19 protein-coding genes and 1 riboswitch are annotated in these 24,745 nt (G+C 62.3%); of the genes, 11 read left to right on the plus strand and 8 right to left on the minus strand.

The genetic code is table 11. The features are described from left to right. Positions 1 to 20: 20 nt before the first annotated feature. Positions 21 to 629, minus strand: a complete 609-nt coding sequence (nudE, locus tag OKB77_RS09745; protein WP_199415351.1) for an ADP compounds hydrolase NudE — start codon at positions 627 to 629, stop codon at positions 21 to 23. A 143-nt stretch (positions 630 to 772) separates the two neighbouring features. On the opposite strand from nudE, the gene yrfG reads away from it, so the two are divergent. Then, positions 773 to 1,453: a GMP/IMP nucleotidase gene (gene yrfG, locus OKB77_RS09750; RefSeq protein WP_139741524.1), complete on the plus strand. Its 681-nt coding sequence runs from the start codon at positions 773 to 775 to the stop codon at positions 1,451 to 1,453. 85 nt (positions 1,454 to 1,538) lie between these two features. On the opposite strand, the gene OKB77_RS09755 is transcribed toward yrfG, so the two are convergent. From OKB77_RS09755 to OKB77_RS09780, 6 genes are all read right to left on the minus strand, one after another. Continuing rightward, positions 1,539 to 1,751, minus strand: coding sequence for a hypothetical protein (locus OKB77_RS09755; RefSeq protein WP_040067337.1), 213 nt, complete (start codon positions 1,749 to 1,751; stop codon positions 1,539 to 1,541). Positions 1,752 to 1,865: 114 nt separating this feature from the next. Then, positions 1,866 to 2,204 carry a DUF1294 domain-containing protein gene (locus OKB77_RS09760; RefSeq protein ID WP_194495237.1) on the minus strand — a complete coding sequence of 113 codons (339 nt, stop codon included), beginning with the start codon at positions 2,202 to 2,204 and terminating at the stop codon, positions 1,866 to 1,868. After that, positions 2,201 to 2,791 (minus strand): sugar O-acetyltransferase, encoded by a 591-nt coding sequence (locus OKB77_RS09765; RefSeq protein WP_005348802.1) that lies wholly within the window; start codon positions 2,789 to 2,791, stop codon positions 2,201 to 2,203. The genes OKB77_RS09760 and OKB77_RS09765 overlap by 4 nt, the downstream gene beginning before the upstream one ends. An 86-nt stretch (positions 2,792 to 2,877) precedes the next feature. Next, the gene (locus OKB77_RS09770) at positions 2,878 to 4,140 is read right to left on the minus strand and encodes an MgtC/SapB family protein (RefSeq protein ID WP_199415352.1); all 1,263 of its coding nucleotides are present in this window, start codon (positions 4,138 to 4,140) and stop codon (positions 2,878 to 2,880) included. A gap of 284 nt (positions 4,141 to 4,424) precedes the next feature. Further along, positions 4,425 to 5,846 (minus strand): N-acetylglucosamine-binding protein GbpA, encoded by a 1,422-nt coding sequence (gene gbpA, locus OKB77_RS09775; protein WP_199415353.1) that lies wholly within the window; start codon positions 5,844 to 5,846, stop codon positions 4,425 to 4,427. Between the two features lie 65 nt (positions 5,847 to 5,911). Beyond that, positions 5,912 to 5,997, minus strand: a riboswitch (cyclic di-GMP riboswitch). Positions 5,998 to 6,262: 265 nt separating this feature from the next. Beyond that, on the minus strand, positions 6,263 to 7,945 hold the full coding sequence (locus OKB77_RS09780; protein ID WP_150390208.1) for a methyl-accepting chemotaxis protein: 1,683 nt from the start codon (positions 7,943 to 7,945) through the stop codon (positions 6,263 to 6,265). Positions 7,946 to 8,221: 276 nt separating this feature from the next. Between OKB77_RS09780 and OKB77_RS09785 the strand changes: the two genes are divergently transcribed. From OKB77_RS09785 to OKB77_RS09810, 6 genes are all read left to right on the plus strand, one after another. Further along, positions 8,222 to 10,066 (plus strand): M3 family metallopeptidase, encoded by a 1,845-nt coding sequence (locus OKB77_RS09785; protein ID WP_265775983.1) that lies wholly within the window; start codon positions 8,222 to 8,224, stop codon positions 10,064 to 10,066. A gap of 571 nt (positions 10,067 to 10,637) precedes the next feature. After that, positions 10,638 to 13,022, plus strand: coding sequence for a poly-beta-1,6 N-acetyl-D-glucosamine export porin PgaA (gene pgaA, locus OKB77_RS09790; RefSeq protein ID WP_265775982.1), 2,385 nt, complete (start codon positions 10,638 to 10,640; stop codon positions 13,020 to 13,022). After that, positions 13,022 to 14,980: a poly-beta-1,6-N-acetyl-D-glucosamine N-deacetylase PgaB gene (gene pgaB, locus OKB77_RS09795; RefSeq protein WP_199415356.1), complete on the plus strand. Its 1,959-nt coding sequence runs from the start codon at positions 13,022 to 13,024 to the stop codon at positions 14,978 to 14,980. Before pgaA ends, pgaB begins: the two co-directional genes overlap by 1 nt. Next, complete coding sequence (gene pgaC, locus OKB77_RS09800; RefSeq protein WP_100654609.1) at positions 14,977 to 16,227, plus strand: poly-beta-1,6-N-acetyl-D-glucosamine synthase; 1,251 nt, start codon at positions 14,977 to 14,979, stop codon at positions 16,225 to 16,227. Before pgaB ends, pgaC begins: the two co-directional genes overlap by 4 nt. Beyond that, positions 16,214 to 16,528 carry a hypothetical protein gene (locus OKB77_RS09805; RefSeq protein ID WP_199415357.1) on the plus strand — a complete coding sequence of 105 codons (315 nt, stop codon included), beginning with the start codon at positions 16,214 to 16,216 and terminating at the stop codon, positions 16,526 to 16,528. Before pgaC ends, OKB77_RS09805 begins: the two co-directional genes overlap by 14 nt. A 153-nt stretch (positions 16,529 to 16,681) precedes the next feature. Then, complete coding sequence (locus OKB77_RS09810) at positions 16,682 to 17,980, plus strand: ferredoxin reductase family protein (protein ID WP_150390213.1); 1,299 nt, start codon at positions 16,682 to 16,684, stop codon at positions 17,978 to 17,980. A gap of 15 nt (positions 17,981 to 17,995) precedes the next feature. Here OKB77_RS09810 and OKB77_RS09815 read toward each other — a convergent pair whose 3' ends face one another. Then, positions 17,996 to 21,163 (minus strand): S41 family peptidase, encoded by a 3,168-nt coding sequence (locus OKB77_RS09815; RefSeq protein WP_150390214.1) that lies wholly within the window; start codon positions 21,161 to 21,163, stop codon positions 17,996 to 17,998. 278 nt (positions 21,164 to 21,441) lie between these two features. On the opposite strand from OKB77_RS09815, the gene OKB77_RS09820 reads away from it, so the two are divergent. From OKB77_RS09820 to OKB77_RS09835, 4 genes are all read left to right on the plus strand, one after another. Beyond that, entirely contained in the window at positions 21,442 to 21,921 is a 480-nt protein-coding gene (locus OKB77_RS09820; protein WP_042084254.1) for a L,D-transpeptidase family protein, read from the plus strand. 120 nt (positions 21,922 to 22,041) lie between these two features. Beyond that, positions 22,042 to 22,749, plus strand: a complete 708-nt coding sequence (locus OKB77_RS09825; protein ID WP_005348822.1) for an AzlC family ABC transporter permease — start codon at positions 22,042 to 22,044, stop codon at positions 22,747 to 22,749. Position 22,750: 1 nt separating this feature from the next. After that, the gene (locus OKB77_RS09830; RefSeq protein ID WP_005340292.1) at positions 22,751 to 23,086 is read left to right on the plus strand and encodes an AzlD domain-containing protein; all 336 of its coding nucleotides are present in this window, start codon (positions 22,751 to 22,753) and stop codon (positions 23,084 to 23,086) included. A 122-nt stretch (positions 23,087 to 23,208) separates the two neighbouring features. Further along, the gene (locus OKB77_RS09835) at positions 23,209 to 24,735 is read left to right on the plus strand and encodes a YjjI family glycine radical enzyme (RefSeq protein WP_265775980.1); all 1,527 of its coding nucleotides are present in this window, start codon (positions 23,209 to 23,211) and stop codon (positions 24,733 to 24,735) included. The last annotated feature ends 10 nt before the right edge of the window (positions 24,736 to 24,745 follow it).

Genomic DNA, 24,745 nt, shown 5'->3' on the forward strand with positions numbered 1-24,745 from the left:
GTTAACTGCCCGTCTGCGGGCTACTCTGCCTGCTCCGCCAGCCACTTCTGGGCCAGGAGCAGGGCACTGATGCTGCGCGACTCGGTGAAGTCGGGTCGCGCCAGCAATTCGTCGATCCGGTTCAGCGGCCAGGGGATCACTTCCAGCGGTTCGGGCTCGTCGCCGATCCGCTGCTCGGGGAAGAGATCCCGCGCCAGTAAAATGTCCATCCGGCTGGAGAAGTAACCGGGCGCCAGCGACACCTGCTTGAGCAGGGTGAGGCTGTTGGCGCCAAAGCCTGCCTCCTCCATCAGCTCCCGGTTGCCCGCCTCGAAGGCATCTTCGCCCGGGTCGATCAGCCCTTTAGGGAAGCCCAGCTCGTAGGAGTGGGTGCCTGCGGCATATTCGCGCACCAGCAGCAGGGTGTGGGCATCGAACAGCGGCACCACCATGACGGCGCCACGATTACCGCCGCGCATCCGCTCGTAGACCCGCTCTTCGCCATTGGAGAACTTGAGGTGTAGCGATTCCACCTTGAACAGTCGGCTCTCGGCGACGATATCGGCTTTGAGGATCTCCGGTTTGCTCTTCTCCTGCTCCAGCTGGTCGATCGAAATCTGTTCGGGGGGGCTTTTGTGGTGCTCACTCATCAGGGGTGACGGCTCGTTAAAAAATCGTGCTTCAAGAGTAAACGACTCACACACCGAACACCACGGGGCAGGGAGGGGAAAGGGGGGGGAAAAATCCGTTATACTGCCGCCCCGTTTTCCGAGATCCGCGATCAAGAGGCCCGATGCCACACTCCCGCTCCACCACCTTGCCATGGCACCAGATAGATACCGTCTTGCTCGATATGGATGGTACCCTGATCGATCTCCATTTTGACAACCACCTCTGGCAGCAGCTGGTGCCGGAGCGTTACGCCGAGCGGCTCGGGCTGCCACTGGATGAAGCCAAAGCGCAGATCGATGTCCACTATCACGCCGTCAACGGCACCCTCAACTGGTACTGCGTGGATTACTGGAGCGAGACCCTGGGGCTCGACATCCGTGCCCTCAAGCAGGAGCTGCTGGCGAAGATCCAGTGGCGTCCCCACGCCATCCCCTTTCTGGCCGCGTTGCGCGCCGCGGGCAAGCAGCTGGTGCTTTTCACCAACGCTCACCCCGCCAGTCTGTCGGTGAAGGATGCGCAACTCGGTCTTGCCGACCATCTGGATCTGATGGTGAGTACCCACGAGCTGGGCTGGTCGAAGGAGAGCCAGCACTGCTGGCAGGCGCTGGCCGAGCGGCTGGCGTTCGATCCGGCCCGTACCCTGTTTGTGGATGACAGCGAGCGGATCCTCCGGGCTGCCGCCGACTATGGCATCGGCTATCAGCTGGCGATCCAGAATCCGGATAGCTGCAAGCCGGAGCAGAGCATCACCGCTTTTCCGGCGATCCGCGATTATGCGGAGTTGCTGCCGCTGGCAATCTGAATTTGCTGAAACGAGAGAGGGCTGCATCATGCAGCCCTCTTTCTTTGATTTGAATTTTGGTTATCTGACGCCTGATGGCGAAAAATCACAGCTCCCGAAACGGGCGCCGTTTCTCTTCCTCGATGACGATCGCCTCCAGATTGGCGATCCGCTCCTGTAGCTCTCTTATGATCATATCCTGCTTGCCGAGGCGATCGGTGATGCGGGCATCCCCCATCTGGTAGCGAGCCCGTTTGCCGAGATATCCGAACAATAGGCTGATAAATACGATCAGGACTATGCCTGTCCACATGGTCATGTCACGACTCCTTGTCGTCTATAAACGGCGAAAACGCTGATGGGATCCGTTCTGTTTTCTCACAGCCGCCAATTGGCCGCAATGGGGCCCTTTTCGCCTTTGTGATGCAGTTGGCTATTGCTGCCAGAGGGGTCGACCGACCCAGAGCGCCCACAGGGTGAGGTGCAGCAGCACGATAAACCAGAAGACCAGCCGGTAGCTGCGCTTCTGGGTCTTGTGGCGCAGCCACTGGCGGGCAACCAGCGCCCCCGGCCAGCCGCCGCACAGCTCCAGCAGATGGAGCCTCGATTCGGGAATGCGCCACTCACCCCGTACCGCCTGCCGCTTGTCCCAGGCGTAGGCGGCTACCGTGAGCAGGCTCATGGAGAGCAACACGGCCAGCGGCCACCACTGCTGCTCGTCGAGGCCGAGCCAGAGGGCGGCGCCCAGTGGCAGCAGCGCCAGCGCCATCATTGGGCCAACTCCCAGCAGCGCTCCTCGTCCTGTTTGAGGGTGCGGATCACCCTGGCCGGATTGCCCACCGCCACCGAGTCGGCCGGGATGTCGCGGGTGACCACGGCGCCGGCACCTATGATGGAGCGCGGCCCTATGGTGACGCCGGGGCAGATGATGGCGCCGCCGCCAATCCAGCAGTCGTCACCGATCCGCACCGGCTTGTTGTAGGCGGTCCAGTTGCGTCGCTCCAGATAGTTCATGGTGTGGGTGGCGGTGTAGATCTGCACGTTGGGGGCCAGCAGCACATGGCTGCCTATATGCACTTCGCCCAGATCGAGAATGGTGACGTTGAAGTTGAAGAAGGTCTTCTCGCCGATATGGATGTTGCGGCCGAATTCGCAGGTAAACGGCGTGCTGATCCAGCAGGAGTCGGGGCAGTGGCCGAACAGCTCGCGGCAAATCTGCTGGCGCAAAGGGCCATCGCCCGCCGATGAACCGTTGAGCTTGGCCAGCAGCGCCTGACCGCGGATCCGGTCGTTGGCTATCTCCTCGCTCTGGCTATCCAGTGCCCCGCCTGCCAGTACCTTGTCCCAGTCGCTCGCCATTGCTACCTCCTCATGCTGCAAGAGGTGGCAGTATACGTGACAAGCGCGAGAGGCGTCAGTCTGTCACTTCTGGCGGGTGATCCCCGTCAACCTGCGGGCCAGACGAGGGGCAGGATCAGCAGGGCCGAGACGAAGTAGGGGAGCAGCACCCGCAGTCCCAGCCGGCGGCCGCCTATCCCCAGGGCCAGCAGCCCCTTCACCAGCGAGTTGACCAGCCCGGCTAGCAGGATGCCGCGGGCCGCCACCTCCAGCGCCAGCTCCTTGTGGGAGAGCTGGGAGAGCGACAAGGTGATGGCATCCACGTCGGTGATCCCCGACACCAGCGCCAGCAGATAGACCCCCGAGTTGCCCACCTTGTCTTGCAGCAGCGTTGCCATAAAGCCGATCAACGCCAGCAGCAGGCCGAACTTGATGGCAGTGGCCAGATCGAGCGGGTTGCTGGTTTCCGGTTTTACCGGTCCGTCGGTCAGCTCCTCGCGCTGACGCCAGAACCAGAAGGCAAAGCCGTAGACTGTGGTGGCCAGCAGCAACAGGGGGGCGACGAGGCGCATCGCCAGCTCGCTGTGAATGAGCAGCACCAGCACCAGCAGCCGCAGCCACATGGTGGCCCCTGCCAGCAGGATGCCGGTAGCCAGCAGTCGCTCCAGCCCCCCTTGTTCCTTGTTGAGGCGGGCGAACTGCAGGGTGAGGGCGGTGGAGGAGGCCAATCCCGCCAGTATGCTGGTGAGCACCAGCCCGGCGCGAGTGCCGAGCAGCCGCACCGCGAAGTGGCCACAAAACGAGATGCCGGCGATCACCACCACCATCAGCCAGATCTTGAAGGGGTTGAAGGCATCGAGGGGCCCCATCTCCTCGTTGGGCAGTACCGGCAGCAGCACCAGCGAGATGAGCAAAAAGCGCAGGGTGGCGTGAAATTCGGTTTCGCTGAGAAACAGCATCCCCTGCTGGATCTTGCCCTTGAGCCCCATCAGCAGGGCCGCCAGCACGGCGCAGGCCACCGCCTCGCTCGGGCTGAGCAGTACCGACATCAGCCCCAGCAGATAGGTGAGCAGCATAGCCACCGAGCTGGTGAGGCCGAACTCTCCCTGCCAGCGCTGGGCCAGCCAGACCGAGAGGCCGCAGCCGGTCACCACCGCCAGCAGGCCGAGCAGCGGCAGCCAGGGGCCCAGAGTGGGCAGCAACAGCGCACAGACCCCGCCGAGCAGGCCGATAAGGCCGTAGGTCCGCATTCCGGCGATGCGCTGGTTGTCCCCCAGCTGGCGCACCTGCCAGCCCCGCTCCAGTCCGATGATAAGGCCGATGGCCAGTGAGACCAGGGCTCCGTTGACGGGTTCGGCATTGATCCACATGGCGGCTTCCTTTTCGCGTTGTTGCTGCCTGATCCCATGATGGCACAGGGCGTAAGGAGGCAGAGGGGCATGGCTCACAGAGTCTGCGTCCGGCTCCCGATGCGAGTGGCCGATATGAGCAATAGAGATGGAGCGCGAGCACTGCACAAGAGTCGTGCAGGCTATCGGGAAGGTGTTATGGGCTGCTAGCCCGCCATCGACGTCCAGATTTGAACGGGGATAGAAGACAAGAAGGGGAGCCAATGGCTCCCCGTTTTATTGATGGCGTCATGACCCGCTGCGGATCACTTCAGCTCAATCCAGGCTTCTTGCCAGTGGGACCCGACACCCGGCTCGAACTGGGTGGCGGTGGTGGCCCACTGCACGCAGTAGCCGCTGTAGGGGAAGGGCTTGCACTGATAGACCTTGCCATTTTTCGGCTGCTGCACCTTGGTTCCGGCGGTGTAGGACTTGATGTTGTTCGGGAAGACGAAGTCATATTCGCCGCTGCTCTGATCCTTGAACATCAGATCCATGGTTTGCTGGATGGTCTCGCCGCCCGCTTTCGGGGTGGCCTTGATCACCAGCTGGTGGTGACCTGCCTTGAGCCCTTCCAGCGCCATGGTGAAGGTGTGGCTGCTGTCCTTGATGTCGGCACTGCTTTCACCCTTGGCGACGCCGCCGTGGTCATAGAGGGTGTTGGAGACGGTCAGATCGCCCTGTGCGGTGACGGTGAAATCGAGGGTTGCCTTGCCGTTGTCCAGCACATAGTCGCTGGCCAGACCGCTGACGCTGATACTGTCCACCACCGGCGGTTGCTGCTGTTGCAGGTCAATCTCGACCCGCTTCAGCTCGCTGTTTCGCTTCAGATAGATGGGGTTCATACCGTAGACCGGATTGAACTGGCCATCGGCCCCTTGCTGACCGGCGCGGATCAGGCTTTGCTCGGCGTTGATTTTGCTGGCGAGGGCATGGGCCCAGTTGTTCTTCTGGCCCTGTTCGGCAGTGGTGATGGTCAGCACGGTTTGCAGATCGGGGCGCTCGCCGTTGGCATCGAATACCCGGGTCATTGCCTTGTCACCTGCCGCGAGGTCGATGGAGGGGTAGATGGTGCCGGCCTGACTCCACTCCAGCGGCGGCAGGCTGCCATCTTTGAACTTGGCATCGATGATGTTGTAGAAGCTGTTGCTGGTGTCGCCAACTTCCCACACACCGAGGATCAGCTGATAACCGGTGCGCTCCGGCAGGATGCAGTTGTGGGTCACCTGCTTGGGCGGCTGCACCATGTTGCCGTCGATGACGCAGAAGGGATTAAGGTCGAACGAGGCGCGGGTGAGCGGCTGGTTGGGGTTCCAGTCCTGCTTGGTGAGGTAGTAGCGCCAGTTGCGGGTGACGTGGTTGGCGGTGAAGGTCCAGCTGATGGCGAAGGGGCCGGGCTGTACTTCACGCTTGGTCCAGCGGTCGCTGGTCTGGATGTTCAGCTCGCTCCAGCGCGGGCTGCCCGCCGAGGCGATTTGACCATCCTGTGGGCCGCTCTGCGGGAAGCCGGAAGGGCCCTCCACGCTCTGGGGTTCCCACTGCACGCCGCCACACTGGCTGTTGCCGCCGGTTTTGCACAGATAGTTGCGGCTCTCGGGCTGGCTGATGTAGCCATGCGCCAGAGCGCTGCCGCTGGCCAGCAGGGCCAGCATCGCCGCGATGTGATTGAGTTGGATTTTTGCTGCCATACATTCCTCTGTTCGATAGATGTGGGCAGTCAGTTGGCCGGGGAGTTCCCCGATGCACACTTGCGTGTGGCAACCCCGCTATCCTGGACAAAACGTCTGTAGACCGGAGGCTTTGCGTCCCGACCTTTCGGTCAGTTTGCCAAATGACTAGATGGTTAGTTATGGGCCAAATGTTCGGCCATCAGCATTGTGCACCGCATTGATTAATTGTTTGAAGTTAAATGTTTAAACGCATCATCCAATGGCGCGCAAATCATTCTAACTGGCTGTTTTTAAATTGTTCTCTTATCTGTGAATGGCGTCGAATGCCGTTGAATATGCCAATAAGATGCATGCTCGCCGCGTGTTTTGCGGCGTAAAAAAACCTGCCAGCTTGGCTGGCAGGTCGGGTGACAAGGCGACACGGATTGACGCCATCAATGACGGGCGCGCTGTTCTCCGGAGGGGGGAGACACGGGAGCCATCATTGGCGCAGTGGAGGACTCCTTGCCCAGTTTGAACACCGCAAGCCGCTCATCCAGACTGCGGGAGAGACCGGCCAGCAGCTCGCTCTCCTGCGCCAGTTGCGAGGCGGACTGGGACATCTCCAGCGCCGAGTCGTTGATGCCGCTGACGTTGCGGTTCATATCCTCGGCCACCATGCTCTGCTGCTCGGCGGCGGTAGCGATCTGGGTTGCCATGTCGCTTACATGCTGGATGTGGTTGACGATCAGGGTGAGATCCTGCCCCGCCTGCTGGGACTGGTTGACGCTGCTCTCTGCCAGTTTGCGGCTGGTGTCCATGGCATTGGCGGCGGTGACGGCCCGTTGCTGCAGCTGGGCTATGGTGCTCTGGATCTCCTCGGTGGACTGGCGGGTGCGGCTGGCCAGCTGGCGCACCTCGTCGGCCACCACGGCAAAACCGCGTCCCTGCTCGCCAGCCCGTGCTGCTTCGATGGCGGCGTTGAGGGCCAGCAGGTTGGTCTGCTCCGAAATGGCGCTGATAACGGCGGTCACTTCGCTGATCTGCATCACTCCCTCCTTGAGCTGGTTGACCTGCTGGGTGGCCTGCTCCACCTCGGTGGCCAGCGCCTTGATACCGTGCACGCTGGCGTGAACGTCGCGGTTGCCGAGCCCGGCTTCTCCAGTCGCTTCCTGGGTATCCCGCGCGGTATTTTCGGCGTGTCCGGCCACATCGGAGATGGTGGCGCTCATCTCGTTCATGGCGGTAGCGAGCTGGGCCAGTTGATCCCGCTGGCTGGTCACCGCCTGATTGGTCTGCTCGGCAGAGGCGGCGATGCGCAGGGCGGCATCTGCCACGTTGCGAGCTCCCTGGCTGGCCTCCAGCAGGGCGTGGCGGATGGCATCGAGACTCTGGTTGGTACAGTGGGCGACCACTCCCAGCTCATCCTTGCCCTGTACCGGGATGCTTACCACCAGATCCCCCTTGGCGACCCGCTGCATGGCGTGGTTGATCTGACTGAGGGGGGAGACGATGGAGTGGGTGATGCGCCAGCCCAGCAACCCCATCAGCAGGATCACGATGGCGGTGGCGGTCCCCATCTTCATGTACTGGGCCCAGATGGTCTGCTGAATATCCTGCAGCAGCATGCCGGAACCGAGGATCCAGCCCCAAGGCTGATAGCCGGAGACCATGGATAGCTTGTCGGCGGTTTCGCCCGATGGGCCGACCCACACATATTGCAGAGTGCCCTGTTTGCCCCCTTTGGCGATATCCACCATCTGATACCAGAACTGCCCGGCGGTGGCGGCGCCTCCTTCACCCATCTTCTGGCCGACCAGTTCGGGACGGATGGGGTGAACCACCATGGTGCGGTTCTCGTCGATGACGAACAGGTAGTTGTTGCCATCAAAGCGGGTGTTGGTCAGCAGCTTGCGTGCCTCCTGCTGAGCCTGCTCTGCTGGCAGGGTGCTGGCCAGAAACTGGATCTGGCTCATGGCCTGCTCCAGTACCGCATTGAGCCGCGCTTCTCGCTCGCTCATCAGATTGCGCTGGAGCGCGTTGGCCGAGATAAGCAGCAACGAGACAAAACCGACAAACGCCAGTGCGAGCAGCAAAATCAATTTGCGGCTCACGGTAATATCACCGAGCTTGAACATGACTAAACCCTCATTTCCCTGTTGATTTTATGTGGCTCTGTACCGCGGCAGCCAGTTCGTAAGAGTTAACAACTCATTTACTTTCAGTCTCTTGCCGAGCTTTCTCAAATGAGCGTTTTAACATCAGTATAGTCAGCAGACAGCAACCCCCACTTTTTGGTAGCGTGTTGATGCGCATCCCTGCGCAATTTTTGCCAAAGAGTGTGAATGGTTTGGCATTTCTTCAAAAAAAGGAGTGGGCCCCGCTGCGGGTGACCCCATAACAAGAGGGAATTTATGAGTTCCATTGCCAGGAATTACTTCAACCAGCTCAACGCCGACTACCTGCAGGTGCACAGGCGCAAGGAGGATCTCTTCTGGTCCACCTATATGGGCACCAGCGATGATCAGGCCGGTTTCACCACGGCCGAGCAGGCCTACAAGGCCTTTTGTGCCAATCCGGCCCGTCTGCCCGAATTGCGGGAGATGTTGGTGCAGGCCGACGAGGATGATCTCAAGCGCGGTCTGCAAGGCTGGATCGCCTTCTTCGAGTGCAATGTGATTGAAGATCCCGCCGCTGCCGCCCTGATGGATGAGCTGGTAGCTGCCGAGGCGGAGCTGTTCGCCCGCCGCAAGGGGCTGAAACTGACCCTGCTGGATGAGCAGGGCCAGCAGGTCGCAGGCAGCCTGCCCGCCGCCAGTACCTCGCTCGCCGCCAGCCCGAACGAGGCGGTGCGCCAGAGCGCGCTCGCCATGTTCCACACCCTGGAGCAGTGGGTGGTCGGCAACGGTTTTCTCGAGGTGGTGGCGATCCGCAACCGCTTTGCCCGCGCCATGGGCTATCGCGACTACTTCGACTATAAGGTGCGCAAGAACGAGCAGATGAGCCCGGAGCAGTTGTTTGCCATCCTCGACGACTTTATTGCCCGCACCGACGCCCGGTTGCAGCAGAGTCTGGTCGAGCTGAAGGCCGCCAAGGGCGAGGCGGCCCTGCTGCCCCACAACCTGCGTTACAGCGTGAGCGGCGACGTGACCCGCCAGCTCGATCCTTACGTGCCCTTCTCGCGGGCGCTGCGGGATTGGGTCGAGAGCTTCCGCCGGCTCGGCATCCAGTATCGCGGGGCGACCCTGACGCTGGATTTGCTGACCCGGGAGGGGAAATACGAGAACGGCTTCTGCCACGGCCCGGTACCGAGCTTCTTCCAGCAGGGGGAGTGGGTGCCAGCTGTGGTCAATTTCACCAGCCTGGCCGATCCGGCGCAGGTGGGCAGCGGCTGGAGTGGCCTCAACACCCTGTTCCACGAGGGTGGCCATGCCGCGCATTTTGCCAATGTCACCGGCAACGCCCCCTGCTTCTCACAGGAGTTTCCGCCCACCTCCATGGCCTATGCCGAGACCCAGTCGATGTTCTGCGACAGCCTGCTGGACGATGCCGACTGGCTGAAACGTTACGCCAGAAATGCGGCGGGAGAGGCTGTTCCCGACGTCCTCATCAAGGAGATGATCGAAGCGCGTCAGCCGTTTCGTGCCTTCAACGAGCGCCAGATCGCGCTGGTGGCCTACTTCGAACGGGATCTCTACGCCATGGATGAGGCCGAACGTAGCCCCGAGGCGGTGCTGGCGCTGGCCCGCCAGTGGGAGCGCAAGATTGTCGGGGTCGAGAGCCCGCGCCCGCTGCTGGCCATTCCGCACCTTCTTAATCAGGAGTCAGCCTGCGCCTATCACGGCTACCTGCTGGCGCTGATGGCGGTGGAGCAGACCCGCGCCTACTTCCTCAAGCGTGATGGTTACCTCACCGACAACCCGCGTATCGGGCCGGATCTGGCCGCCCACTACTGGGGACCGGGCAATGGCATGAGTCACGATGAGACTTTGCGCAGCCTGACTGGCGAGGGATTCAGCGCGGTGCCGCTGGCCGAGGCATGCAACCTGATCGCCGCCGAGGCGTGGCAACAGGCGCAAGCCTGCATGGCCGCCGCCCAGCAGCGCCCCGCGGCTGGCGAGGGAGGCCCGATCGACGCCCATATCCGGGTAGTACACGGCGCCGAGCTTATCGCCGACAACAGCGAGTCGGAAACCCGCATGCTGGCCGATTTCGAAGCGTGGATCCTGAGCCACAGCGCACGAGCCTCAGTTGCGTAAGCTGGAATGCTCCCGGTTCTTGAGCCGGGGGCACTCTTGGCGTGGTTCTGATGTCTGTTCGCGGCGATGACTGGCTGGTGCGACTTTAGAAATGCTGATGACACAGGCTGTCGCATGATGGTTTTGGTATGCGGATTTCAGATTAAATATGTATTCATATGAACAAGTCTCTACAGAGCAGGCCATAAGCTCTTAGAACCTTATCGCCTCATATCTTTGTTTATTTTGTTAATAGTGTTTTTTGCACTCACCTTTGTGCATAAAGATTGATCTATTCATCTTTTTGAGAACCATTCCCATCTTGTCGGATTGACTAAATTGTCCACAGCTGCAAAATCGCCCACCTTGCCACTCCCGATGTGAATCGGGTTCGGAAAGCCTCAGATCTCCGCCCGGAGATGGCTGGGCCGCACATAGGAAAGGTGTGGCCGCTGCCCGCCTTTCACCCTCGAAATCAGCACACAAGTCAGGAAGCCCTCTTGCTCATCAGGCAGGAGCGGACGGGTGTGTATATCCGTATGGTCGTGCAGGGACGATATGACCAGCGTTTGTTATGGGTGGTATGTTGCGAATGAATCGCATCTTTTTGATATTGGCGCTGTTGCCCCTGCTGGTGTGTGCCAGTGAGGTGGACAGAGTGCGTGAAGCCTGGGTGATCAAGGCCCGGGCGGGAGAGCTGGATGCGGCAGCGCATGGGCTGGATGCTCTCTATCGACAAAGTGGTGATGGCAAGGTGCTCGATGATCTGATTGCCGTGCAGCTGTGGCGGGGTGATCGCAAGGGGGCGCTGGCCGCCTGTGAGCCGTGCGAGCTCAGCCCCATCAGCAACAGTACGCTGGAAGGGGTGGCCCGTGCCGCCCGCGACGAGAAGCGCTACTCCGAGGCGATCAGCTATTACCGCATCCTGCAGGGACGCGATCCCGCCAACCGCAATGGCTGGCTCGGGCTGTTTCTCACTGCCAGTGATCAGGGCAACCGCGAGCTGGCCCGCCACGCTGCGGGTGAATATGAGGCCAACTTTGGCCGCGATCAGGCGATCCTCGAAGCCCGCATCTATGCCGCCCGCCAGGGTGAAGATCCCATGGGTGAGCTGCTGGCCCGCCAGCAGTGGCTGGAGCTGGAGCCGGATAACCCCGAGCAGGTGCTGGCACTTTATCGGGTAGCCGTGAGCCTGGGGGCGGGGCCTGCGGCAGCAGACCTGATGGGCCGTTACCCCAAGCTGTTCAAACCGGTCGACCGGCTCTGGCTCGACTACTACCAGGCGGTCAATCTGCTGCGGATCTCGGCCCAGACCGAAGATCCGGCGCTGGCCCGCCGCTCCCTGACTCGCACGTTGGCATTGCAAGACAGGATCCTGGCCCGCGCCCCCCACGATCATGTGCTCTATATCAGTGCCCGCCGAGATGTAGTGGTGACGCTGGTGGCCCTCGGCGAGTTTGCCCGAGCCGAACGGGAGTCCGCTACGCTGCAGGCCGAGGGGCCATTGCCTGACTATGTGCTGGAGGCGCGCGCCGATGCACTGGCCGGGTTGGGACGGGTGGATGAGGCCTCCGTGATTTACCAGCAACTGGCGACCCCCGCACGGGCCAAAGACAAGCGCCTGCTGGAGAAGCGCTTCTACGCCTATTCGGATGGCGAGCGCTATGGCGCGGCACAGGGTCTGCTGGCCGGTTGGCAGGAGCCACCGACTCGCTGGGATTTCACCGGCAATATGCGGATGGCCAACGACGACTACGAGAAGGTATTACAGCTGAAAACCTTGCTGCAGGCCTGGCGTGGTCAGGCGGGCGCCGCAGAGGCTCAGTTGGAAGCGTGGCTGCAAACCGCGCCAGCCAATCCCTGGCTCTGGCTGCAACTGGGGGATATCCGCCGCTGGCGGGGTCATCCCGATGAAGCCGAGCAGGCCTATCAGCAGGCTGTGCGCTGGCTGCCTGCAGGACGCACCGTGCTGGCCGAGCCCGGCCGCCTCAATGCCCGGCTCGACAAGGGCGACTGGCAGGGCACGCCGCAGGCTGTGCGCACCCTCGGCAACCTGACCCGGGATCGTCAGGAGTTACAGCAGCGGCTGACTCTGGAGCAGGCCCCGCAATTTGTCACTGACCTGACTCATGGTCGCAACGAAGGGGGCTCGGTGCAGGCCAGTCGTGACTGGAGCTACGACAGCCGCCTCTACAGCGCTCGCACTGATGGCGGTGATCGGCTGTTTGTCCGTCGTCAGGGCAGCTTTGGCGAGTTCGACCAGCAGCCCGAGCGCGCCGCCTATACCGGGTTGGGGGCCGAGCTTTCTTTCTACCCGCTGCAGCTGACGCTGGAGGGGGGCACGGGGAGCGAGCTCAACCACAAAGGCTATCTCTGGAGTCGCCTCGACAGGCGGTTGAATGATCACTGGACGCTGGGCACGGCCATCAACCTCAACAGTGCCGACACCCCGCTGCGGGCATTGGCGCGCGGCAACTACGCCGATCAATACCAGCTCGATCTGGGCTGGCGTCAGGATGAGACCCGCGAGGGGGCACTGCGACTGGAGCAGATGGATATCAGCGATGGCAACCGGCGGCTGACCGCCTCCGGCTGGCTGCGTCAGGATCTCTGGCGCCGGGATCGCTGGTGGTTCGATACCACCTTGCGTGGTGCCACCTCCTGCAACGAGGCGGTGGAGGTCGACTACTTCAACCCCCTGCAGGATCGCAATCTGGAGCTGGAGCTGGCGGGGCGCTACCGGCTGCCGCTGGATGGGCGCCGCTCTTTACTACAGAGCCTGACCATGAGTGGCAACCACTACTGGCAGCAGGGCTATGGCAGCGATCAGGGGTGGCAGCTCAGCTATCGCCACGACTGGATCCTCTCTCCCGCCCTCAGCCTGGGCTATGGCCTTGGCCGCCGTCAGGCCATCTATGACGGCAACCCCGAGTTCGGAAATTTCATCTTCGCCAATCTGCAATGGAGTTTCATGTGATGAGACGCTGGCTTGCCCCTTTCGTTTTGCTGCTTGCACTGCTGCCTTCGCTGACGCAGGCGGCCCGGCAACCCGATGACTATGTGGTGCTCTGCTACCACGATATCGTCGACCTGAAATTGACCCCCAACCTCAAGCTCTATCCCCAGACCATCCGGCGCGACACCCTGATCCGCCACTTCAACTGGATCAAACAGCAGGGCTATCACCCGGTCAGCTTCCAGCAGATCCTGGATGCCAAAGCGGGCAAGGCACCGCTGCCGGAGAAGGCGATCCTGCTCAGCTTCGATGACGGCTACGAGAGCTTCTACCGGCTGGTCTATCCGCTGCTCAAGCTCTACAACTATCCGGCGGTTTTTGCGCTGGTGGGCAGCTGGCTGGATGTGGCTGATGACAAGATGGTCCCCTACGGCAATGACAAACTGCCGCGCAGCTACTTCGTCGGCTGGCCGCAGATCCGCGAGATGCAGGACTCCGGACTGGTGGAGCTGGCCTCCCACACTTTCACCTCCCACTACGGGTTGCTTGCCAACCCGCAGGGCAACGTGCAGCCGGCGGTGACCACCGCAGGCTGGAGCCAGAATGGCTATGAGAGCATGGCCGACTATCGGGCCCGGATAAAAGCGGACTTCGACGCATCTGCCAGCCAGCTCAGGGAGCAGACCGGTCGGGCACCACGGATCCTGGTCTGGCCCTACGGCGCCTTCAACCAGACGGCGTTGGAGCTGGCCAGTGCGGCGGGGATGCCCTACACCTTCACCCTGGCGGAAGGGCTCAACAAGCTGAGTGACTCGGGCAGTACGGTGCGCCGTTATCTGCTGGAGGAGGACACCAGCCTCGAAACCCTGGATGAGATCATGGGGGGCAATACCTGGGAGCGGCAGGTGGAGCGCTTGGTGCACGTGGATCTGGACTATGTCTACGACAAGGATCCGCAGCAGATGAACAAGAACATCGACATGCTGCTGGATCGGATCAAGGGTTACGGCATCACCACCGTCTATCTGCAGGCCTATGCCGATGACAACGGCGACGGGGTGGCGGAGGCGCTCTATTTCCCCAACCGTCATATGCCGGTCAAGGCGGATCTCTTCAACCGGGTGGCCTGGCAGCTCAAGACCCGTGCCGGGGTCAAGGTGTTCGCCTGGATGCCGGTGATGGCCTACGACATGGGGCCGAACCATGCCTATGTCACCGACAGCCGTACCGGCGCCCCCGCCAAGGGGCAGTATCTACGCCTTTCGCCCTGGGATCCTGCCAGTCGTCAGCTGCTGCTGGATATCTATGAGGATCTCGGTTTTTACACCAAGTTCGATGGTCTGCTGTTCCATGACGATGCGTTCCTCAGCGACTACGAGGGGCCGATGTCGCTGGCTCGCACCCCGAATGCGCTGCAGGCGCAGGGGGAGCAGAAGACCGATCTACTGATCGACTTCACCATGGCGCTGCGCGATGCCGCCGCCCGCTACCGCCAAGGGGGCGCCGACGGCCTCAAAACCGCCCGCAACATCTATGCGGCGCTGGTGACCGAGCCGCAATCCCAACAGTGGTTTGCCCAGAGCATGGCGGCGTTTGCCAAGGCCTATGACTACACCGCCGTGATGGCGATGCCCTATATGGAACAGGCAGAAAACCCCGATGAGTGGCTGGCCAGGCTGGCGGAAGATTCACTGGCGCAGGTGCCGGCCAATCGGCTGGTGTTCGAGCTGCAGAGCCGCAACTGGCGCACCGATCAGCCCATCCCCGATGCCGAGTTGGCGCGCTGGATGCAGATCATCCAGCGCAAGGGGGTGACCAACTTTGGCTACTACCCGGATGATTTTCACAACAACCAGCCGGATCCGGCAGTGCTCAAGCCGGTCTTCTCGGTGCAGACCCAGCCTCAGCCGACCCAGCTGCCGGTGACGCCGGTCGCAGTCAGTGCAGCTAAAGCCACCCCAGGGGAGGCGATGCGGTGAAGGATCTTCTGGAAGGGATTGCCATCTTTACGTTGGCCTATCCCAGTCTGATGGCCATGGTGTGGGTCTGTGGTGGTCTCTATTACTACTTCCAGTGGGAGCGAAGGGATATTGCGCTGGCCAAGCGGGGGCTGGAGCTCCCCTATTACCCCAGAGTGACCTTGATGGTGCCCTGCTACAACGAGGGGGCCAACGTCGAGGAGACCATCGGCCACCTGCTGCGCCAGCGCTATCCCGATTTCGAGGTGCTGGCCATCAACGACGGCAGCAAGGACGACACAGGCGCGCGGCTGGATCGACTGGCGCAGCAGGATCCGCGCCTGACCGTGCTCCACCAGCACAATCAGGGCAAGGCGATGGCGCTCAACAACGGGCTGGCGGTGGCCAGCGGGGAGATCCTGGTCGGTATCGACGGGGATGCGGTGCTCGACTATGACGCGGTGCGCTGGATGGTGAAGCACTTCATCGAGAGCCCGAGGGTCGGGGCGGTCACCGGCAACCCGCGGGTGCGCACCCGCTCCACCATCATCGGCAAGATCCAGACCGGCGAGTTCAGCTCCATCATTGGCCTCATCAAGCGGGCCCAGCGGATCTACGGCACTGTCTTTACCGTCTCCGGGGTGGTGGTGGCCTTTCGCAAGCTGGCGGTCGAGGCGGTCGGTGGCTGGAGCAATGACATGGTGACCGAGGATATCGACATCAGCTGGAAGCTGCAGCTGGCCGGCTGGCTCATCCACTATCAGCCGCAGGCACTCTGCTGGGTGCTGATGCCGGAGACGGTACGCGGTCTCTACAAGCAGCGGCTGCGCTGGGCGCAGGGGGGCGCCGAGGTGTTTCTGCGCTACGGGTTGCAGGCGATGCGCTGGCGCAACCGCCGCTTCTGGTTGCTGCTGCTGGAGTATCTCTCCAGCGTGGCCTGGTGCTACAGCATGTTGCTGCTGGCGCTGATCTGGCTGATTGAGCCTGACGTGAGCGGACTGGCGGTGGGTCATCTGTTCCAGTGGACCGGGGTGATGATGACCGCGATTTGTCTGGTGCAGTTCGGGGTCAGCATCTTTATCGACAACCACTACGACAAGAGCATGGCCCGCAGCTTTATCTGGTGCGTCTGGTATCCGCTCATCTACTGGCTGCTCAATCTGGTGACCGTGGTGGTGGCGGTGCCCAAGGCGATCCTGCGTCGTCGTGGCCAGTTGGCGGTGTGGGAGAGTCCTGACAGGGGGGAGTCGTTCCGTGACAAAACATAAGTTGGCGAACGAGATGATCATCAGCAACGGTACCCGGCGCAGCTGGAAGTATCGGCTGCGGGATCTGCTGATCCTGCTGGTGACCTGGGTCGGCTGGATTTTTCTGGCCCTGCAACCCTGGCTCAACTATCTGGAGGCGGAGGAGGGTGAAAGCTTTATCGGCTCGCTGGATGCCATCGAAGTGGGACAACTGTTTCTGGCCCTGCTGTTCGGCATCTTCCTGCTGATCCACTCTTGGGCAAAATACAACAGGCTGCTGCACCGGTTGGTGGGCAAGCGAACTGCCTCAAAATCGCCGTAATCATAAGGGGCCGGTCGGCCCCTCTTTTGTTTCCGTTTGTCACACATTGCCACACAAGCTTCCCCCTCTGGCAAAGTCTTGTGACCGGACGGGGTTGTAATGGAGCCATGAGCAGGGGGGAGGCCCTGCCGCGATGTAACCAGGGAGCATGTTATGACGAACAAATGGATGTGGTGGCTGTTGCCGCTGCTGGCGGTCGGGGTCTGGTGGCTCGGTTATGCGGGGGATGCCAACGGGGTGTGGCCCTGGCGCCATGAGATGTTGCTGCTGACGGGCCTGCTGGGGATGGCCTATATGGCCATTTCGCTGTTGTTGGCGTTGCGCCTGCCGCGGCTGGAGGTGTGGTGTGGCGGTCTGGACCGGATGTTGCGATTGCACCGTCAGACGGCCATCGGCGGCGCATTGGCGCTGACCGCCCACTGGCTGCTGGTGGAGGCCCCCAAGTGGGCGGTCTCGGCAGGTTGGTTGAGTCGTCCCGCACGGCGTGGGGCCAGCGGTGCCGAAGTGGGTGCCGGAGCAGGCAATGGCATCTCGCTCCATGCCCTTGGCAATACCCTGGGGGAGTGGAGTTTCTATCTACTGATCGCGTTGGTGGTAGTGAGCTTGCTGGCGCTGGTGAGTTATGGCCGTTTTCGGCTGATCCACCGGCTGGCGCCGCTCATCTACCTGGCGGGGTGGGGGCACGGGCTCTGCCTGTTGCCTCAGGTAGGGGCCATGACCCCTGTTGGGGTATCGATCTGGTTGATCGGCGGGATCGGCGCTATCGGGGCCCTCTACTCCCTGCTGGGGCAAGTGGGGGCGCGGGATCGCCATCCGGGCCGGGTCATTGCGGTGCGGGCGCTGGCGGATCAGACCTGCGAGCTGACCATGCAGCTGGAGCGGCCGCTCGCCCATTACCGCCCGGGCCAGTTTGCCTTCTTCGAGTTTGACGCCAAGGAGGGGCCGCACCCCTTTACCCTAGTGCGGGTGTCAGCGGATCGGCGCCAGTTGGTGATCGCGGTGCGGGCGCTCGGGGATCATACCCGTCAGCTGGTGGCAGAGGCGCGCGTCGGGGATGGGGTGGTGGTGACCGGGCCCTATGGCGCCTTTGTCGCCCCGCAAGGGGGAGGGCGAGCCCTCTGGCTGGGGGCCGGGATAGGTATCACGCCGTTCGTAGCCTGGCTGGAGGGGGTGGCTGCCCGTGGGGAGCGGGGCGAGGGGATCACCCTGATCCAGTGCGCACCGGATCTGGCGGGGGCTGTCTACCACCGACGGTTGGCCGAGCTCTGTCATCGCACCGGTGTGTGCTATCAGCTGCATCTGGACAAGGCGGCTGGGCGGCTGGATCTGGCTCGCATCGCGCAGGATGCGCCCGAGCAGGTGTGGTTTTGCGGGCCGGAGGGGATGGCAGATGCCCTGACCCGGCTGTTGCCGGACGGGCATCTGCATCGCGAGCTGTTTCGCTTTCGTTGAGCTCGACGGGGGCCGTTATTTGGCGCTGGCTGGCAACTGCTTGAGGGCGGCTTGTACCGCCGCCTCCAGTTGTGGGTCACGCCCGGCCACCATGTCGGCGGGGGTGAGCGGCACCTGAACGTCCGGGATCAGCTCCTGATTTTCGTAGAAGGTGCCGTCCGGTTTGCGTAGCCCCAGAGTCGGAATGCCGTAGGCGAGCCCCGGGATCAGCCGGGAGTCGTGGTTGTATACCATGGTGCCGGTGCCGGGCACCGGATCGCCGACGATGGGGCCGACCTTGAGGGCGCGGTAGTACTCGGGGAAGGCGGAGCCTTCCGAGTAGCTGGCGGCGTTCACCAGTACCACCGAGGGCTTGGTCCACTGGCGGGTGGCTGCGTCGGTCTCACCCTTGCCCTGACGGGGCCAGCTGCTGCCCATCCCCTTGGTGCTGCCGCTGCCGGTCAGAAACTCCACCAGGGTATTGGCGAGATAGCCGCCGCTGTTGAAGCGGACATCGACGATCAGCGCATCGCGATTGCGCTCTCTGCCGAGGGCATCCGCCACCACCGCATCGTAGACCTCGCTATTCATTGCAGGCAGATAGACGTAGCCGACCCGTCCTCCGCTCAGCCTGGCCACCTGCTCCCGCCGTTTCTCAATCCAGCTAGCCTGTTGCAACTGGTACTCCTGCTGTTTGTCGATGGCGGTGAGCACCACCTCGTCAGTTTGCTTGTTGCCCGCCTGCTGGAAGGTGAGGGCGAGCCGGGCACCGACCTGATGGTTGAGGGCCCGATCCAGCTCGGCCTGATTGGCAATCGGGCTGCCGTTGATGGCGAGCAGGCGGGCGCCCGGGGCGATATTGCTCTCCTGATCCAGCGGGCCGCCAGAGAGCAGGGCGGTGAGCATCACCCCTTGCTCGCCATCCTGCCAGTAGCCGCCGAGGCTGGCGGTCTCGTCCGCCATGCGCGGGAAGGGGGCGGGGCCGTTGCCCCAGGTGTGGGAGACATTGAGTTCGCCGGCCAGTTCTGCCAGCAGGTTGCCCAAGTCCCGCGGGTTGCCGATGCCCGGCAGCAGGCGGCGGTAAGCCGCGACATAACTCTCCCAGTTCACCCCGTTCATGTTGTCCAGATAGAACTCGTCCCGGGTGAGCCGGGCGATCTGATCGAAGGCGGCGGTCATGCGTTCCTGCCAGCGGCCGGTGGGCTGCAAGGCGAAGGGGGCGCTGGTGGCTTCGCCGGAGTCGAGGTGGATGCGGGTGATCTCCCCATCCCGCACCAGGGTAGCCAGGGTGCCCTGCTGGTTGAGGCTTGCCAGCGCTGGGCCGGGCTGCTCACCAAACAGTTCGCTGGTTTTGCCCTTGCGCAGATCCTGGCTGTAGCCCTTGATCTCGCTCTCGCTGTTGACCCCCATCTCTTCCACCAGATAGATCACTTGGTCGCCGATGATGCGGCTGGCGAGCAGGGTACCGGTGGGTTGCAGCAGCAGCGCTTCGCGATGGTTGAGACGATCGCTCTCAAAGCCGTATCCCCCTTTCGGCGGCTCCAGCTCGGCAATCGCATCGGCTCTGGCGGCGCGGCTGCTGTAAATGCCGAGCAGGTTGGTGACGAGGGGCTCGCCATCGGGCCCCAGTGCGCCAAACCGGGTCGATTGCCAGTAGAGGATGGCGCCATCCTGACTCCAGCCCGGTTGCCCATCCTGATAGCCGTTGAGGCTGACATTGACCGGTTTGGCCTTGGGGTTGGCCGTGTCGATCACCGCGATCTCCTGCTCTGCCGCATCGGGGCGGAAGGTGAGCGCCAGATGGCGGGAGTCGGGGGCAAAGGCGAGATGCACCTCGTGGCGCGACGGGTTGAAGCTGGCAGGCACCAGCTCCCGCTGCTTGTTGCTCGCCAGATCCAGCAGATGGATGGCCTGGCCATCCACCACGAAGGCGAGCTGCTTGCCATCGGGGGAGAGCACCGGACGGCTGATCCCTTTGCCGGGAATGGCCAGCAGCAGACTCTCGGTCAGAGTGCCGGGATCGCTGAACAGCAGATCCGGATTACCCTTGCGCAGGCGATAGAGGGCGGCGTGCCCCTGCTGCTCCGACAGATAGATGAGGGCGCGGCCCTGCTCGGCGAAGAGGGGGCTGGACTGCTCGCTCGGATCTCGGGTCAGCTGGCGCACCCGCTCCCGCTCGGGGTCGACGGCAAACAGGTTGCCCTCGCTCACCAGGATCAGCTCATCCGCCTCTTCGCTGACCAGCGCTTCGTCTGCCAGGGTCAGGGCCTCGCTCGTCTCATCCGGCGCGCTCGCCACTTGCGGTGTGAGGGTCAGTTGGCGTGGCTCGCTGCTACCGGCATCGAGGCGATAGAGTTCACCCAGCCATGACCAGACCAGATCGCCATTGCGAGAGGCGCTGAGCCCCCGCACCGGATGGCCCTGATAGTGGGTCAGCTGTTGCTCCTTGCCGCTGGCGAGATCCCGGCGCCAGACGTTGAAATCGCCGCTGCGCTCGCTCAGGTAAAAGAGGCTGTCCCCCTTGTCGCTCCAGACCGGATCGGTGGCCGCCACCCGATCTTCGGTCAGTTGCTTGTGCTGCTTGCCATCAAACAACCAGAGACGGGGCACCGCGAACGAGTGCTGATGCTTGCGAAAGGGTTGATCCGCCGCGGGCATCTGATAGGCGAGCCGCTCCCCGTGGGGACGGGCGAGGGTCGCAGGCAGCGGCAGATCGGCCTGCAAGGTGCCGCCGGTGATCGGGGTCCAGTAGAGCTCGCCCCATTGGTAGCCTTCCGCGACAAAATGGTCGGCATCGGGCGCCCCCAGGCGCTGGCTGCTCAGCAACAGCCGTTTGCCATCGGCGCTGAAGGCTTGCGGCAGATCGGTGCGCGAATCGCGGGTGAGGCGCACCATCTCGCCGCCACTAGCAGGCACTACGAACACATCCTCGTTGCCGTAGAGATTGGCGGCAAAGGCAAGCTGTTTGCCATCCGGCGACCAGATCGGCCGCTGGCTCAGGTAGTCGCTGCCGGTGAGCGCCGTGGCGGGGCCACCCTCGGCACTGGCGACAAAAATGCGCCCCTGCCAGGTGAAGGCAAGCTGCTTGCCATCGGGGGAGAGGGCGGGCTCGCGCAGCCAGAGCGCATCGGCGGCGACACTGGCAGGCAGCCAGAGCAGGAGTGGCGAGAACAGCAGGGTGGCGAGGCGGCACGAAGAGCGCATGGCATGATCCTGTCGGGGAGTGGAGTGTTATCTTCGCCGATCATTGCCCCGGGTGCCAGCGCGATAATTTTTGTATCTTGTTGTTTTAACTGTTAATTACTAATGCCAAATGACAGCGTTCAAGGAAGATGGCCTTGCTGCGGCAAGATATGTTTTGCCGGGCATATTGAGTATTGATGGCGATCCAATATCATGGCGCTCGCTCGCCGCTCGGCGGGCATCGTTCAGATGATCTGGTAACAAGAAAAGCCCGCACCAGAGGCTTGTCGAGGGATGGAATGAGAGCCGTATTACTGTGTTTGTTGGGGCTTTGGCCCGCATTGAGTTTTGCCTTTACCGAAAAAGCCGATTTGGTGGTGGTCAAGAAGTCGACCTATAGCCTGACCCTGATGAAGGATGGCAAAGAACTGAAGCGCTACTGGATTGCTCTGGGCCCGGCGCCCAAGGGGCACAAGCAGCAGGAAGGGGATCAGCGTACGCCGGAAGGGCGATACACCCTCGACTACAAGAAGACCAATTCCGGCTACTACAAAGCCATCCATATCAACTATCCGAACCTGGATGACATCAAGCGCGCCAATGAGCTGGGTGTTCGTCCGGGTGGCATGATCATGATCCACGGCCAGCGCAACAGTATTGGCAACCGCAGGGTTCAGCCCTCCAACTGGACCAACGGCTGCATCGCCATGCTCAACCACGAGCTGGATGAGGTGTGGGACGCTATTGACCCGGGTACGCCCATCGTCATCGAGCCCTGATCCCCTTGTGCACGCCCGCGACTCCGCGGGCGTTTTATTTCCCGCCAGTGATGACGTGACAGCGCTTGCTGTCCCGTGCTAGTTTTTTCGGCTCGCTTTGGCTGTGACAAGGAAGATCACATGATGTCAGTAACGAGCGTGCCCGAGCGAACGGGGATGCTCTGGTGGCGTGCCACACTGGATATGCTCCCGCTCTCCATTTCGGTGATCCCCTGGGGGATCCTGTGTGGCGCTTTGGCGTTGCAGGCAGGGCTGAGTCCGCTTCAGGCTCAGCTGATGTCGTTGCTGGTCTACGCCGGAGCCGCCCAGCTCTCGGCCACGACCCTGTTCGGGGCGGGCACGCCCCTGCTGCCCATCATGGGTTCCACCATGGTGATCACTTCCCAGCATCTGCTATACGGCTTCACCTTCCGCCGTGACGTATTGCCGCTCTCCCTGCGCTGGCGGGCCAGCCTTGCTTTTTTCCTGACTGATGAGATGTTCGCTGTGGCGCTGAAAGACCGGGAGCGCAGCGGCCACTTTGATCCGGCCTACGCGCTCATCGCGGGATTCGTCTTCTATCTGTTCTGGAATCTGGCGACCCTGCTCGGCATCGCGGCCGGTCAGTACATCGATGGACTGGACAGCATGGGGCTGGATTTTGCCATCGCGGCCACCTTCATCGCCATGACCATTCCCGCCATGAAAAACTTGCCCATGGTGGCGGCCACTCTGGTGAGCGGCGGCACAGCGTTGCTTACCAAGCCGCTGCTGGCGGAGATCCACATCATCGTCTCGGCTCTGGCTGGCATGGTGGTGGGCTATGTGCTGCACCGGATGAGGAGGTAGCGTGAGCTGGCTGATGATTGGCCTGCTGGCCCTGATCACCTTTTTCAACCGCTTCGCCTTCTTTTCTCGGTTGACCCGATATCAGCCGGGTGCCGAGATGGGGGCGTTTCTCGGCTTTTCGGCTCAGTCGGTGCTGACTGCAATCTGGTTGCCCATCGTCTTTAGCTACGAGCCGGGGATAGGTCTTGACTGGGATCCTGACTACCTGACTGCCACCCTGTGGGTGATGCTCTTGACCCTGTTGCGGCTGCCGACTCTGGTTGTGGTGGTGGGTGGAATGGGGGGCTTCTTCCTGCTGCGCTGGCTGGGAGGCATAGCCGAGCTCTTGCCTTGGTGAAGCGCGAGCCGTGATCTTGTGTAATGGATGTCATTATTCGACATCCGTCATGTCATGAATGTCACTTCAAAAAAAGCCTGCAAATGGTGAGGATATGGGCTCTGTCCGTGAAGGAGTGTCCCATGTCTTTGATCGAAACCTGTCAGCGCATCGTGCGCGATCCCCATCTCTCCGCCGCCCAGAAGAGCCACGCGCTGGCGCTGGCCGCCGAGAATGCGTTGCCCTACCCCGACCTGCCTGCCGCAGTCGCCGAGGCGATGGAGCAGGGATTTATCTGCGACATGTTCGAAGGGCACGCCCCTTACAAGCCACGTTATGTACTGCCGGACTATGAAAAATTCCTGACTCAGGGCTCTGCCTGGCTGGAGTTGGCGGCGCCGCAGGATTTCGACGAGGCGCTCAACGCCCTGCGCATCCTGTATCACCATGTCCCCTCCGTCACCGGCATGCCGGTCTGGCTGGGTCGGCTCGACCATCTGCTGCTGCCGTTTGTCGGCGAACTGGATGACGAGACCCTCTATCGCAAGCTGAAGGGGTTCTGGGTCTATCTGGACAGGGTGCTGCCGGACGCCTTCATGCACGTCAACATCGGGCCGGATGATAACCGCATCTGCCGTCTGATCCTGCGCATCGACAACGAGCTCAAGCAGGTGGCGCCGAACCTCACCTTCTTCCACGATCCGGAGCAGACCCCGGACGATCTGCTGCTGCAGGCGGTGAAGAGCATCGCCGAGTGCAGCAAGCCGCACATCGCCAACTACCCGATCCACCGCGACACCTTCGACAATCGCGGCTTTGGCATCGTCAGCTGCTACAACGCCCTGCCGCAGGCGGGTGGCGCCAATACCCTGGTGCGCATCTCCCTCAAGCGGGTCGCCGAGCAGTGTCAGGGGATCGATGACTTCCTCGGCTGCCTGCTGCCCCACTACTGCCGCTTGGCCTCCCAGCTGATCGAGGCGCGGGCCGCATTCCTCCACGATGAGTCCGGTTTCTTCGACAGCTTCCTGGTGAAAGAGGGGCTGCTGGATGAGGAGCGCTTTGTCCCCATGTTCGGCATCTACGGCATGGCGGAAGCGGTCAATATCTTGATGGATAAAGAGAATCTGCCGGATCGCTATGGCCATGGCGAGGAGGCGAACCAGCTTGGCTATCGCATCTCGGCCCAGCTCTCCGCCTATGTGACCACGACCCCGCAGACCCATGCCTGGGGTGGCCGCGCTTTATTGCACTCGCAAGGTGGCCTCAGCATCGATGTGGCTGTTACCCCCGGGGTGCGCATCCCCTACGGGCATGAGCCGGATCCCGCCAGCCATGTGCTGGCACTGGCGCCGCACCACACTTATTACCATTCGGGGATCAGCGAGATCCTCACGCTGGATCCCACCATCCGCCAGAACCCGCAGGCGCTGCTGCAGCTCTGCAAGGGGGCGCTCGCTATCGGTATGCGCGAGTTCACCGCCAACGTGGCCGACAGCGATCTGGTGCGGGTGACCGGCTACATGATCCGCAAGAGCGACGTGGCCCGCTTCGCAGAAGAGGGGTCGCGCTTGCAGACCACCTGTCTTGGTGCGGAGGCGAGTGAAGTGACCGCCATTCGTCAGCGGGCACCGCGAGTAGTCGCCCACGAATCGACCATTGGCGAGTATTGAGTTCGCACCG

The organism is Aeromonas sp. Y318-3 (assembly GCF_027706185.1).
GTDB classification, from domain to species: Bacteria; Pseudomonadota; Gammaproteobacteria; order Enterobacterales; family Aeromonadaceae; genus Aeromonas; species Aeromonas veronii.